The following is a 12,889-nucleotide window of genomic DNA, read 5'->3' on the forward strand; positions in this document are numbered from 1 at the left end:
GAATGAAAGGTAGGAGAAAGTATAATGTCAGATAATTATCGTTCTCGTACAGAACGAAATCATGTGAAAAATCAAAAGAAAGAAACCAATAAAGAAGAAAAACCAAAGAAAAAAGGCTCCTTTTTTAAGAAATTTCTTATAGGTTGTCTACTTCTTGGTATCGTTGGTCTCATAGCTAGCGTTTCCGCTTTCTTTGTAATGGTAAAGGACGCTCCAAAATTAGACAAATCAAAACTTGTTAATCCTTTATCTACAAAGTTTCTTGATAAAAACGGAAATTTCTTCTATGAATATGGTGCTGAAAAACGAACCCATGTTACTTACGATCAAATTCCAAAAGTAGTTGAAAATGCATTCCTTGCGACTGAGGATTCACGCTTCTATGATCATAATGGAATTGATTTTAAACGCACTACTAAAGCAGTTATGGAAAATGTCACTGGTGGTTTCGGTTCCCAAGGTGGTAGTACGATTACGCAACAAGTAGTTAAAAACTATTTTCTAACGATGGACAAAACTGCAAAACGAAAAGTGCAAGAATGGTACTTATCTTACAAATTAGAGCAACAATACTCTAAACATGAGATTTTAGAAATGTACTTAAACAAAATTAACTTAGGTAACCGTTCGTATGGTATTGCAACAGCAGCCCAAAAATATTATGGCAAAGATTTAAAAGACTTACAATTGCATGAAGCTGCAATGCTCGCTGGTTTACCCCAAGGTCCTAATATTTATGATCCAACAAAACCAGATAATGTTGAACGAGCAACAAACCGTCGTAATGTCGTATTATCATTGATGAATCGACATGGTTATATAACAAAAGATGAAATGAATAATGCAATGAAAATCCCTGTAACTGAGGGCCTTCAACCGTCTTCAGAAGTAACTGAAATGAAGTATCAAGCATTTTTAGATGCTGTTGTAAAGGAAGTTGAAAAAGAATATCCGGATGTAAATATCGGTTCAGATGGTTTAACGATCCAGACAACACTTGATCAAGATGCTCAAGATTACGCTGATAAAATTATGGATGGCAATCTTATTAAGTATCCAAACGATCAATTCCAAGGATCATTCGTATTTATGGATACACAATCTGGAGAAGTTCGAGCAATTGGCGCTGGACGTAAAGAAAGTAAGTCTACTTTCAAAGGTCACAATATGGCAATTGATTTAAAACGCCAAGTTGGTTCAACAATGAAACCAATTTTCGATTATGGTCCAGCTATTGAGAATTTACAATGGTCTACTTATCATCAGTTAAATGACTCAGAGTATACATACTCTGATGGTACAAAGATTAAAAATGCTACAAACAGTTATAAAGGAGATGTGTCCCTACGTGACGCACTAAAAAAATCTTTAAATATTCCTGCTTTAAAAACAGCTCAATCGGTAGGACTTGATAAGTCAAAAGAATTCGCTAAAGGTCTAGGGATGACATTTAAAAAGGATACTGTTTTTGAATCAACTGCAATTGGTAGTAATGAAAGCTCTCCGCTAGATGTTGCTGGAGCTTATGCAGCATTTGGAAATGATGGCATGTACAATAAACCTCATTTCGTTAAAGAAGTTACTTTCCCAGACGGGAAAAAGAAAAGCTTTAAACCAAAAGAACAACGTGCAATGCAGGACTATACAGCTTACATGATTACTGACGTTCTTCGTGACGTAGTAAAACCTGGGTCTGGCGGTACAGGTCCAACAGCATACGTTTCAGGTGTAGACGTAGCAGGTAAAACAGGTACCCAAAACTTTGATAAATCTGTTATTAAAAAATATGATATTCCAGCTGACGCCAACCGAGATAGTTGGTTCGCAGGATATTCACCTCAATATACAATGGCCGTGTGGACTGGTTACGAAAAGGATGGCCCAGAAAATTATATTGGTGATCGATCTACTAGAATCGCGCAGCAAATGTTCCAAGTAATGATGAGCAAATTTGCTACAGATAAATCCCGTTTCGAACGTCCTTCTTCTGTACAAGAATTAAACGGTGAGTTATATGTAAAAGGTGCAAAGAAAGATGCAGTGAAACAAATTAAAGTAGATGCACCTAGCGGCCTTAATGTCAATTTCGATGGTGCTAGCACAGTTACACTAAACTGGTCTGGACCAGCAGAAGTTGATGCATATGCGGCAAGCTATAAAGCGACTGACGGTTCAAGTGGTAGTCTATCAATAAGTGGTACGACAGCTACTCTTGGTGGCATTAAACCAGGCGTTACTTACAGCTTCTCTGTAGTAGCGAAAAAAGGTACTGGAACAAGCCCTGCAGTTGGTGCATCCTTCACTGCCCCTGGCGGAACTCCAGCCCCAGATGCTAAGAAAGCTGAAGAAGAGGCTAAGAAAAAGGCTGAAGAGGAAGCTAAGAAAAAAGCTGAAGATGAACAGAAAAAAGCTAATGAAGATAAACTAAAACAAGAAGAAGCTCAAAAGAAAGCCGCTGAAGAACAGCGCAAACAACAAGAACAGCAACAACAGCAACAAGAGCAACAAGAGCAACAACGTAAACAGCAAGAAGAAGCTCAAAAGAAAGCTGAAGAAGAGGCTAGAAAAAAAGCTGAAGAGGAAGCTAAGAAAAAAGCTGAAGAAGAGAGCAAACAACAAGAACAGCAACAACAGGATACTGGAGGAGATCCTACTCCTCACGCAGACGGAAATGTTGTTACAACAGAGTCCTAATAAACAAAAAAGAAGTCCATTTCTCTTAACGAGAAACGGACTTCTTTTTTGTTATCATTTTCTTTACATGTAGCTTTTCTATTTCGATATACAACTGTGCTAATTGAATGTAAGAATGATAATTACTCGGTTTTTTTATAATAAATGAATATCTTTCCATAAAATTAACAGGTTGCACTTCTAATTTATTCACATAATCTTCCATATTATGCAAACTATGAACAGGTTGCTCATTTAACCAGTATAGAATCGATAGCAAATGCGCTGCAAAAAGAATCATTGGACTTTCAGCTTCTTGCTTTTTTCTGTTTCGAAACAGTGTAGCAATTTCTTCATGCTTGTTTTTCCATACATTCAACATCGTAGGAATACTTTTTTCAATTTCATTCCATGGCTCATATTGTCTTTCAATGTCAAATATAAAGTAAGTATTTTGTATTATCTCTTCAAAAGATTGTTCTATATTATACGTAATCGAATTTACGCCTTCTTTAAAAAATGGTACGTATCGAAATTCTTTCGGTATTTCTATAACTCGCTCCATCCTTTAGTTCCCCTTCATTCTCTTCTTTCCCTCTCGACATACTTCTAGCAATCGGCACTCTTCACATTGTGGTCGCTGCGCTTTACAGTGATAACGCCCAAAGAAAATCATGCGGTGATGTGTAACGCTCCACTCATCCATCGGAATTTTCTTCATTAACGTTTTTTCCACTTCTAATACAGAGTCTTTCCATCTACAAATTGCTAATCGTTTACTCACCCGTTCAACATGCGTATCAACCGCAATCGCAGGCATTCCAAATGCTACTGATGCGACAACATTTGCTGTTTTCCTGCCTACACCTGGTAATTTCGTAAGTTCATCACGGTCTCTTGGTACTTCTCCATTATAATCATCTAATAACATTTGGCTTAGCTTTTGAATATTTTTTGCTTTATTTCTATACAATCCAATAGAGCGTATATCTTGTTGTAATTCTTCTAGAGAAACACTTAAATAATCTTCAGGTGTTTTATACTTTTGAAATAAATTTTTCGTCACCTTATTTACAAGTGCATCTGTACATTGTGCAGATAATGCCACCGCGATTACAAGTTCAAACGGATTATCATGAATTAATTCACAATGTGCTTCTGGATACATATCCGCCATTGTGTCTAAACAATAACGAATTTGTGTTTTATTTAACATATACTTCCTCCTACATTACTGCTCCAACCAATTATAAAAAGGCACTTTCCCAGTAAATTTCGTCTCTTGTTTCGTCGTTTGTTGCGCTCGTTGCTGATTTGCTCTAAATTTCCGCCCTTGATTTTGAGCTTGATCTACTGTTTTAATGCCATTCTTTTTCCACTCAAATAAAATACGGTCAATATATCGGAAATTCAACTTACCACTCATCACGGCTTCCCTAAGAGCCGCTTGAATTAAATTCGGATGATGTTGATCCTGATCTTCCCACATTCCTAACGTTTCACATTCAAATGGCGAAAGTGGTCTTCCAAATTCTTTTTCAAATACTGTATATAAATTGACTTGCATCTGTTTTTTTTCTTTTTGTTCTTCCTCTATTGATTCATCCATTAAGAAATGCAATATTTTTTCCCATAACGGTTGTAAAGAATAACTTTCGCACATCATCGCTTCTGATCTTTGTCCACCTTCTAGTGATAAAAAACCTTTTTGAATCAATGCCTGAATTACCTCCATACATTTCATTTCTGTTATCGTCATCCGTTCTGAAATCTCTGAAGGAGTCGGAAACGAATTACCCGATTCTAAAAATGTGTGCACATGAAGTACAACCATAAATTCCGTCTCATTTAAACCTAATTTTTTATAATGCATCATTAACAATTTTGGAATTGCAATACTTCCCTGCTCAAACCACTGTAACATCATTTTCTTTTTCATCACCAAACACCTCGCTCTCTAGTATAACACACCTTTCGCTATTTCTTTTTGCCACAATTCGTCAAAAAAACCTTCCTATTATGTAGGAAGGTTTTTTGTATTACATGAATAAAGTATACAATTAAGCTTGCACTTTACTTTTCATGAAAGTATGAATGCGTTCTAATGCTTTTTCTACTTGTTCAAGAGATGTCGCATATGATAAACGGACGTTATTTGGAGCCCCAAATCCTGTACCTGGTACAAGAGCTACTTTTTCCTCTTCTAATAAAGCTTTTGCCCACTCGTCAACTGTATCATATCCTGATAAAGCTACAGCTTCCTTCACGTTAGGGAATAAGTAAAATGCACCTTGTGGCTTAATACAAGTAAAGCCAGGGATTTGAATTAATTTATCATAAATAATGTTTAATCTTTCTTCAAACGCTTGACGCATTATTTCTACAGGTTGTTGTGAGCCTGCATATGCCGCCATCGCGCCGTATTGAGCAATTGAAGTAGGGTTTGACGTACTATGACTCGCTAAGTTCGTCATCGCTTTAATAAGCTGCTTATTTCCTGCTGCATATCCAATACGCCATCCTGTCATAGAATGAGATTTAGATACACCATTAATAATTAGGGTTTGTTCTTTTAATGCATTAGAAAGCTGGGCAATTGAAGTATATTCTGCACCACCATAAATTAACTTCTCATAAATTTCATCTGAAACGATTAAAATATTATGTTCCAAACATACTTCTCCAAGCTGTTGTAATTCTTCTTTGCTGTAAATCATTCCTGTTGGATTGCTCGGTGAATTAATAATAACTGCTTTCGTTTTTTCTGTAATTGCCTCACGTAGCTGCTTCGCTGTAATTTTGTACTCATTGTCTTCTAGACCTTCTACATAAACCGGATTACCGCCAGCAAGCTTTACTTGTTCTGGATAACTTACCCAGTAAGGAGTTGGGATGATAACTTCATCTCCTTCATCAAGTAATACTTGGAATAATGTATATAATGCATGTTTTGCACCATTACATACAATAATCTCAGATGGATCATACTTAATACCTTGATCGCGCGTAAATTTCTTCACAATTTCTTGCTTTAACGCTTGCAAACCACCTGTTGGTGTATATTTCGTATGTCCTTCTAACATCGCTTTATGCGCCGCTTCCATAATATGTTCTGGTGTATTAAAGTCAGGTTCCCCTGCTCCTAATGCAATTACATCATGACCTTCTGCTTTTAATGCTTGTGCCTTTGCTGTAATTTCTAAAGTTGAAGACGGTGTTAAAGCAGCTACTCGCTTTGCTAATTTCATTTGTGGTTCCCCCTACATCTATTTTTCAATGCTGTAATGTGCAGCATATTCCCCATTTTGAAATTCTAGATAATAATACGTATAACGATCTTCCTGATCAATATATGTAATTTCCCACAACGGAATATCGTTTTCAGCACCTAATTTTACTTTGACAATTTGTTTTGGCTTCGGCTTCGGCTCATCGCCTTTTCCAGTTGCTTGGTCTGCCAATCTTTGTAAAGCCTCTTTTTCAGAAATGCCTTCACTCTTTTTCTTCACAAGAACATTTCCTTTTTTATCAGGTACCCAAACAATAATCGCTTCTCCTTTTTCATCTGTACCTTGTACGACTGTATATGAAGATTTTCCGTTATAATAATCAACCGATTTTACCTTTGTAAGCTTTGCTTTTTCTTTAGCAATTTCTACAGATTTTGATTCTTTTGGAATTTTCTTTTCCATCGTTTTATTATAAACATACGCCCCGTATATTCCGCTAGCAACGATAACGATAATGATTGCAAAGATCCACTTTTTCATTGTATCACTACGTTCTGTAAATGGTAAATACAGCTGTTTCTTTGTCTTTTTCGTCTAATGCTAATCCGAACATAAGGTCCTGCTCTTTTAACGTACGATTCAAACTATCAACAATTTTATACAAATCAGACGAATACTTAATACGCGTCGTTGATAGTACTTCGATTTTCTTCTCCATGAAAAACTCCTCCGTTACACAAAAATTTCTAATTATAGAAGAACGCAATGCGGTTACAATAAGAGTACATTCTTTACAACCCCTGCTTCATCACCCATCTATTATAGCAGGACATGTACAGCAAAAAAAGGTTTCAAGTCGAAAACCAATACATTTTGTATACAAGAAGTAAGAAAAATAAAATTCCTCCTACCCACATTTTTTACGCCTGAAGTTTCTAATTACTTCAGGCGTATTTTTCTTCCAAAATTTATCAACTTGATGGTTCTTCTAATTGTACTAATAATTCTTCTAATGGCCCCTCATAAAGTGGGACATTCGGAATGGATTGTAAAAATCGTTTTCCATAGGAAGAACTCGTCAAACGACGATCTAACACTACTACGGTTCCCGTGTCTGTATTCGTTCGAATTAAACGCCCAAATCCTTGTTTAAAACGCAATATTGCTTGCGGGAGCGCTAATTTAGCGAATACATCCTCACCTTGATTTTTTAACCATTCACCTTTCGCTTCCATCATTGGCTGATGGGGAGGTGTAAATGGAAGACGAACAATAACTAGACAACTTAAGGCATCTCCCGGAATATCTATCCCTTCCCAAAAACTACTTGTACCTAACAAAATCGATTTGTCGAACTCTTGAAACTTTCGAATTAAACGGCTTCGGCTTCTATTATTCACACTTTGTGTTAATAATAAATAACCTTCTAATTCATCATTATTTTTCAAATTCGTATAGGCTTCTTTCAACATTTCATACGAAGTAAATAAGACGAGCATTCTACCTTTTGTAGTTTTCGCTATCTTTGCGATATGTGCCGATACAGATTCAATATACTCCTCATTACTTACTTGCTTAATAAAAGGCACATCCGTTGAAACCATTAATTTCATTTGTTCATCATAACGAAATGGCGATGGAACCTTTAATGTGTTTGGAGCAAAATCATGTAAGCCAAGCTCCTCTTTTATATAATCAAATGTATCGTTAACTGTTAATGTGGCAGATGTAAAAATAACACTCTTTTTCTCTGTTAAAAATTCATCAGCAAATCTTTCACCAATATGAACAGGTTGCGCATATAAAACAGTCGAATGAATCGTTCCTTTCGTTTCCGTCTCCATCCAAGTTACATATGCATTTTTTTCTAATACGAGTAACTGTAATGATTCTGCCATCTTTCTCAGCAACTCAATTAAATGCATAAATTCACCCGTAACAACATGCATCTCCCATTCTAACTTACTTTGCAATATATCCACTTGTTTCTCAAGATTAGTCACTAGTCTTCTTAATTCATATACAAAACGATTTGTTAATTCAACGATACTATCCCACAACTTACCTTTCTCTACCTCTGTGTTATATCGATAAATGAGAGGCATATTGTTTGGACCTTGCTCTTGCTTCGTTTGTTTAAATATAAAAGTGCGTAACATTTGAAATAGTTCATCTGCATCAAATTTTAGTTCCTTCAAACTATGACTTATCATACGGAAAGTCGAACGAGATGCTTGCTCTGACTTTTTCATCATTTTATATACTTTAGACAGCACATCATCCGTTTCTAGTGTACCAAGACGAGATAAAATCAATTGAAAATACATACAGGAAAACTGTTCACCTAATGTTCTACTCGCAGCCTCTTCAATATGATGAGCCTCATCGAAAATAATATATTCGCATGAAGCAAATAATGGTTCTTCACTTGAAAAATCTTGGAATAATAACGCATGATTTGTAATAACGATATCTGCAAATAAAGCTTTATTCTTTGCTCGCTGGTAAAAACAACGACTAAACCAATTACTTTGCATACCGCCTGGACTATATGCATCACTACAAATACGATTCCATAGTAACTTTCCGCCCTCAGGAATATTTAATTCGTCACGATCACCCGTTTCAGTTTGCAGTAGCCAAACTAAAATCTTCGCCTTCGTAAGTGCCATATCATAATTTTTCTCTTCCTCTTGCAAAGCATACTCAAATTTATGTAAACAAAGATAATGCTTTCTTCCTTTTAGAAGAGCTACCTCAAATACAAATGGCATTATTTTTTGTAACAACGGAATTTCTTTTTCCAATATTTGTTGTTGAAGTTGTACCGTCTGTGTACTGATAATGACAGGTTCTTCTTTTTTCTTTGCAAAATAAAGACTAGGAAGTAAATAAGCAAGAGTCTTTCCAGTCCCTGTACCCGCTTCAATAAGAGAAAAACGAGAATCTCTTAACGCCGTATATATCTCTTTCATCATCATTTGCTGACTTTCTCTTCTTTCAAACTTTGGCATTTGTAATTCCAGTTTATCCATCGTTTTATTCAAGAAAGCATCAAACTTTAATGAACATGTTTCTCCAATGCTTAAAGAATAGTTCCGTTTGCGCAGCGCAATATTTCGATGTACTTCATACTCCGCTATCTCTTCTTTACCGTGCATTACTTTCTTTAAAATATTTTCAGAAAGCACATCAGCTATATCACTTTGGAACACATCGCTTAATTCATAAAGAGATTGTAATGTGACAAGTGGTAACTTTTCAATTTCATTTAAAAATTGTAAAAACAATTCCGCTGTTGCAAGAGCATCACTATCCGCACGGTGTGGTTGATCATGCTCGAGTTCATGTTTTTTAGCTAAATCACGTAATTTATAACTATCAGCTGTTGGCAAAAGAATTTGGGCCAATTCAACCGTATCGATTTTCGGACAATGTATTTCTGTATATCCAGCCTGTCTTAATTCTTCATTTAAAAAATTCCAATCAAAGTGAACATTATGCGCAACGAAAGCCGCACCTTGTAATAGCTCAACAATCATCGGGGCTACATCTTGAAATAACGGGGCTTGTTTTACAAGATTTTCATCAATCCCTGTTAATTCTGTAATAAATGGTGGGATTTCTCTCTTTGGGTTAACAAAAGACGAAAAAATCTCCAATATCTCTCCATCTTCTACTACAACAGCTGCAATTTGGGTAATTTTATCCTTCCCATCTTTCCAGGAGTTCCCTGTCGTCTCTAAATCAACAACGACATAACGCTTACTCATATATGTAACACCTCAATTTCTTACCTATCAAACACAAAAATTATATAATGTTACTATACCACGTTTTATCTCATCTTAATGAAAAGATGCACAAAAAAGCTACCTCTGTAATAGAGATAGCCTTTCCTGCTTATAATATCGTACCTGCTTTTTCAGCACCTAACATTTCAATAATTTGGTTCTGATCGTCTAACACTGCAATTTTTGGTTCTTGTTTATGAACCTCTTCTTCCGTCACTAGGCCATAACAAATAATAATTACTTTGTCTCCTGGTTGTACAAGCCTTGCTGCAGCACCGTTTAAACAAACAACACCACTACCACGTTCCCCTTTAATAACGTATGTCTCTAAACGAGCACCATTATTATTATTTACAATTTGTACTTTTTCGTTTTCTACAATATTTACCGCATCCATTAAATCTTCATCAATTGTAATACTACCTACATAATTTAAATTTGCCTCCGTTACAGTTGCACGATGTAACTTCGCTCTCATCATTGTGCGAAACATAGATGCTCCCCCTTATTTAACCGTTAATGTTATATTGTCAATTAATCGTACATTTTCAAACTTAACTGCAATCGCTAAAATGATTCGTCCTTCAAGTTTTTCTATTATTTCCAATGAAGGATATGCATATAAATCTGCATAATCTACAGTGCCTTTCGTATGCGTCTCAATATGCTCTTTTACTAGATTTGTAATGATTTCCGGATTACGTTCCCCTTCCTCGATTCGTTCTCTCGCTATACATAGACTGCGATATAAATGAGGAACCTCTGCACGTTCTTCTTGTGATAAATACACGTTACGAGAACTTTTCGCTAATCCGTCTTCTTCTCTTACGATATCGACTGGCACGATCGTAACTGGAATATTAAAATCAGTTACAAACCCTTCAATTACAGCGACTTGCTGTGCATCTTTCATACCAAAATAAGCACGACTTGGCATTACAATATTAAAGAGTTTCATGAGTACAGTCGCAACTCCTGCAAAATGACCTGGTCTTTGTTTGCCACATAATACATCAGTACGTTTTACGACTTCTACTGTTGTTGTTTGTTCTGCTGGATACATTTCTTCTACACTTGGATAAAATAAATAATCAACACCGTTTTCTTTTGCTACACTTTCATCTCTATCAATATCACGAGGATATCGATCTAAATCTTCATTCGGTCCAAACTGTAGCGGATTTACAAATACACTTAAAACTACAATTTCATTTTTTTCTCTTGCCGTACGTAATAAAGTAGCATGCCCTTCATGTAAATATCCCATCGTTGGAACAAAACCAATACTTTTTCCACTTGTACGAAGTTCGCTCGTAACTTGCTGCATCTCTTGCACTGTAGTTATGATTTTCATTATTGTTTTCCTCCATATAACGCTAAGCATTCTTCTTCTTTCATTGTGAACGAATGTTTTTCTTCAGGAAACTGCTTTGCCTTTACTTCCGCAACATATTGCGAAATTCCTCGCACAATCTCCTCCTGAACAGACGTATATTGTTTCACAAACTTCGGAACACGCTTTACGCCATATGATATAAGATCGTGGTATACAAGAACTTGCCCATCTACTTTCTGTCCTGCTCCAATGCCAATTGTAGGAATTGTTAGTTGCTTCGAAATTAGTTCTGCTAACTGCATAGGCACACATTCTAATACAAGCGCTATCGCACCAGCTTCCTCACATTTCTTCGCATCTTCAATTAATTTCCTTGCACTTTCAGCATCTTTTCCTTGCACTTTATACCCACCTAATACTCCTACAGATTGAGGGGTTAAACCTAAATGTGCTACAACAGGAATTCCCGCATTCGTCAAATAGTGAATCGTTGATATAACTTCTCCAGCACCTTCTACTTTCAGTGCATGTGCCCCACTCTCTTGAACGATGCGGCGTGCATTCACCATCGTTTCTTGTAAGGATACGTGATAAGACATAAACGGCATATCAGTTACAATAAATGTTTCTTTTGCTCCGCGGCGTACAGCTTTCGTATGATGAATCATATCCTCTACTGTTACAGGTACTGTTGAATCGTATCCGAGTACAACCATCCCAAGAGAATCTCCAACTAAAATCATATCAACTTCAGCTTCTTCTGCTAATTGAGCAGAAGGATAATCATACGCCGTTAGCATTGTAATCGGCTCACCTTGCTCTTTCATCTTCAAAAAATCTGTTTTTGTTTTCAAAAACTACTCCTCCTTTATACAGGAGAGAGGAGATGGCCGAAATCATATAAAAAACCCCTCTGGCCATAAAAGGGCAGAAGGGTTGTGTGTTAGTCGGCATTATTCATCCCTCTGTCCCAGTCCGTTATTGGATCAAGGCAGAATCCAAATTATTATTTTTTCATACTGCATAAAATAATGGTGCAGTTCGCTTTGATACTGCCCATATTCGAACTAATTATAGCAAACTCCAAAAAGGAATTACTACATTTTTTTGAAAAAATAATTTTTTATTCCTATTACGGTATGTGAAATTTAACTTATGAGTATATATGCTATTAAGTTTTTATCGTTAACTCAATCATGGAAAGATAAGTGGTTTGGTTTTCCATGCACACTAAAAAATCCAAGTTAATTTCTTCTGAACCTCGTTTAAAATGTGAAAAGTTGATTTAAAGATAATGATATTTTATTTGAATGTAAAGTATAACTCTTAACCTAATGATGCAGGTTAATTGAGGAAAAGTACTTAGCAAAGGAGAAGTGCAGATGTCTATGAATAGGTGGTTATTTCGGTTCACCAGTTTGCTTATGATGATTGTATGGTGGGTGCCTTTAGGATCCTCCCATGTATTTGCCTCAGTTAACGGCGTAACACAACCTATTGATTCAACACAAGTGATTGAGGTCGAGCTGAATGATGATTACTTTCATCCAAATGTCATCACGGTTCCGATTGAAGAATCAACAACATTGCTATTGAAAAATAAAGGTAAAAACGAGCACACCTTTACAGTAAAAAAACTCGGCATTGACGTCGTAGTCGAGCCAGGAAAAGAAAAAAACATTACCGTAAAACCTAAAAATGCTGGTACATATGAACTAATATGTCGGTACCACCTCCTTAAAGGAATGGAGGGCAAAGTAATCGTCAAATAACATGCACGGCCAACTAGACGAATGATAATAAGAATTTATTATCAATTTACAAATTCAACTCAAAAATATTGAAATAAAAAGAAG

Annotated in this window: 12 protein-coding genes; 2 read left to right on the plus strand and 10 right to left on the minus strand. The window is 36.1% G+C overall.

The window, feature by feature from the left end; all coding sequences use genetic code 11:
- The first annotated feature begins 24 nt into the window (after positions 1-24).
- Complete coding sequence (locus DN410_RS00555) at positions 25-2,694, plus strand: PBP1A family penicillin-binding protein (RefSeq protein ID WP_149174899.1); 2,670 nt, start codon at positions 25-27, stop codon at positions 2,692-2,694.
- Positions 2,695-2,719: 25 nt separating this feature from the next.
- Here the strand turns inward: DN410_RS00555 and DN410_RS00560 are convergent, their stop codons facing one another.
- The 10 genes from DN410_RS00560 to panB all read right to left on the minus strand — a co-directional run bounded on the left by DN410_RS00560 (position 2,720) and on the right by panB (position 11,887).
- A complete protein-coding gene (locus tag DN410_RS00560; protein WP_149174900.1) occupies positions 2,720-3,238 on the minus strand; it encodes a YpoC family protein in 519 nt (172 codons plus the stop codon).
- Between the two features lie 3 nt (positions 3,239-3,241).
- A complete protein-coding gene (gene nth / locus DN410_RS00565; RefSeq protein ID WP_000933029.1) occupies positions 3,242-3,889 on the minus strand; it encodes an endonuclease III in 648 nt (215 codons plus the stop codon).
- A gap of 15 nt (positions 3,890-3,904) precedes the next feature.
- Positions 3,905-4,612, minus strand: a complete 708-nt coding sequence (gene dnaD / locus DN410_RS00570) for a DNA replication protein DnaD (RefSeq protein WP_149174901.1) — start codon at positions 4,610-4,612, stop codon at positions 3,905-3,907.
- A gap of 121 nt (positions 4,613-4,733) precedes the next feature.
- Complete coding sequence (gene aspB, locus DN410_RS00575) at positions 4,734-5,921, minus strand: aspartate transaminase AspB (RefSeq protein ID WP_149174902.1); 1,188 nt, start codon at positions 5,919-5,921, stop codon at positions 4,734-4,736.
- A gap of 18 nt (positions 5,922-5,939) precedes the next feature.
- On the minus strand, positions 5,940-6,443 hold the full coding sequence (locus DN410_RS00580) for a cell wall elongation regulator TseB-like domain-containing protein (protein ID WP_149174903.1): 504 nt from the start codon (positions 6,441-6,443) through the stop codon (positions 5,940-5,942).
- A 7-nt stretch (positions 6,444-6,450) separates the two neighbouring features.
- Positions 6,451-6,621, minus strand: a complete 171-nt coding sequence (locus DN410_RS00585; RefSeq protein ID WP_000412179.1) for a YpmA family protein — start codon at positions 6,619-6,621, stop codon at positions 6,451-6,453.
- A 253-nt stretch (positions 6,622-6,874) separates the two neighbouring features.
- Positions 6,875-9,676, minus strand: coding sequence for an ATP-dependent DNA helicase DinG (gene dinG, locus DN410_RS00590; RefSeq protein WP_149174904.1), 2,802 nt, complete (start codon positions 9,674-9,676; stop codon positions 6,875-6,877).
- A 130-nt stretch (positions 9,677-9,806) separates the two neighbouring features.
- Positions 9,807-10,190, minus strand: coding sequence for an aspartate 1-decarboxylase (panD, locus tag DN410_RS00595; protein WP_000490187.1), 384 nt, complete (start codon positions 10,188-10,190; stop codon positions 9,807-9,809).
- A gap of 12 nt (positions 10,191-10,202) precedes the next feature.
- Positions 10,203-11,051, minus strand: coding sequence for a pantoate--beta-alanine ligase (gene panC, locus DN410_RS00600; RefSeq protein WP_149174905.1), 849 nt, complete (start codon positions 11,049-11,051; stop codon positions 10,203-10,205).
- On the minus strand, positions 11,051-11,887 hold the full coding sequence (gene panB / locus DN410_RS00605) for a 3-methyl-2-oxobutanoate hydroxymethyltransferase (RefSeq protein ID WP_149174906.1): 837 nt from the start codon (positions 11,885-11,887) through the stop codon (positions 11,051-11,053). Before panB ends, panC begins: the two co-directional genes overlap by 1 nt.
- A gap of 528 nt (positions 11,888-12,415) precedes the next feature.
- On the opposite strand from panB, the gene DN410_RS00610 reads away from it, so the two are divergent.
- Entirely contained in the window at positions 12,416-12,805 is a 390-nt protein-coding gene (locus DN410_RS00610; protein ID WP_149174907.1) for a cupredoxin domain-containing protein, read from the plus strand.
- The last annotated feature ends 84 nt before the right edge of the window (positions 12,806-12,889 follow it).

The sequence above is a fragment of the Bacillus sp. SH5-2 genome, from assembly GCF_008368905.1.
Lineage (GTDB): Bacteria > Bacillota > Bacilli > Bacillales > Bacillaceae_G > Bacillus_A > Bacillus_A luti.

Bases quoted from the DNA above. Each gene is read 5' to 3' on its own strand.
- panD (WP_000490187.1), bottom strand. From the start codon at position 10,190: ATGTTTCGCACAATGATGAGAGCGAAGTTACATCGTGCAACTGTAACG.
- DN410_RS00610 (WP_149174907.1), top strand. From the start codon at position 12,416: ATGTCTATGAATAGGTGGTTATTTCGGTTCACCAGTTTGCTTATGATG.
- DN410_RS00560 (WP_149174900.1), bottom strand. From the start codon at position 3,238: ATGGAGCGAGTTATAGAAATACCGAAAGAATTTCGATACGTACCATTT.
- DN410_RS00580 (WP_149174903.1), bottom strand. From the start codon at position 6,443: ATGAAAAAGTGGATCTTTGCAATCATTATCGTTATCGTTGCTAGCGGA.
- DN410_RS00585 (WP_000412179.1), bottom strand. From the start codon at position 6,621: ATGGAGAAGAAAATCGAAGTACTATCAACGACGCGTATTAAGTATTCG.
- dnaD (WP_149174901.1), bottom strand. From the start codon at position 4,612: ATGAAAAAGAAAATGATGTTACAGTGGTTTGAGCAGGGAAGTATTGCA.
- aspB (WP_149174902.1), bottom strand. From the start codon at position 5,921: ATGAAATTAGCAAAGCGAGTAGCTGCTTTAACACCGTCTTCAACTTTA.
- dinG (WP_149174904.1), bottom strand. From the start codon at position 9,676: ATGAGTAAGCGTTATGTCGTTGTTGATTTAGAGACGACAGGGAACTCC.
- panC (WP_149174905.1), bottom strand. From the start codon at position 11,051: ATGAAAATCATAACTACAGTGCAAGAGATGCAGCAAGTTACGAGCGAA.
- nth (WP_000933029.1), bottom strand. From the start codon at position 3,889: ATGTTAAATAAAACACAAATTCGTTATTGTTTAGACACAATGGCGGAT.
- DN410_RS00555 (WP_149174899.1), top strand. From the start codon at position 25: ATGTCAGATAATTATCGTTCTCGTACAGAACGAAATCATGTGAAAAAT.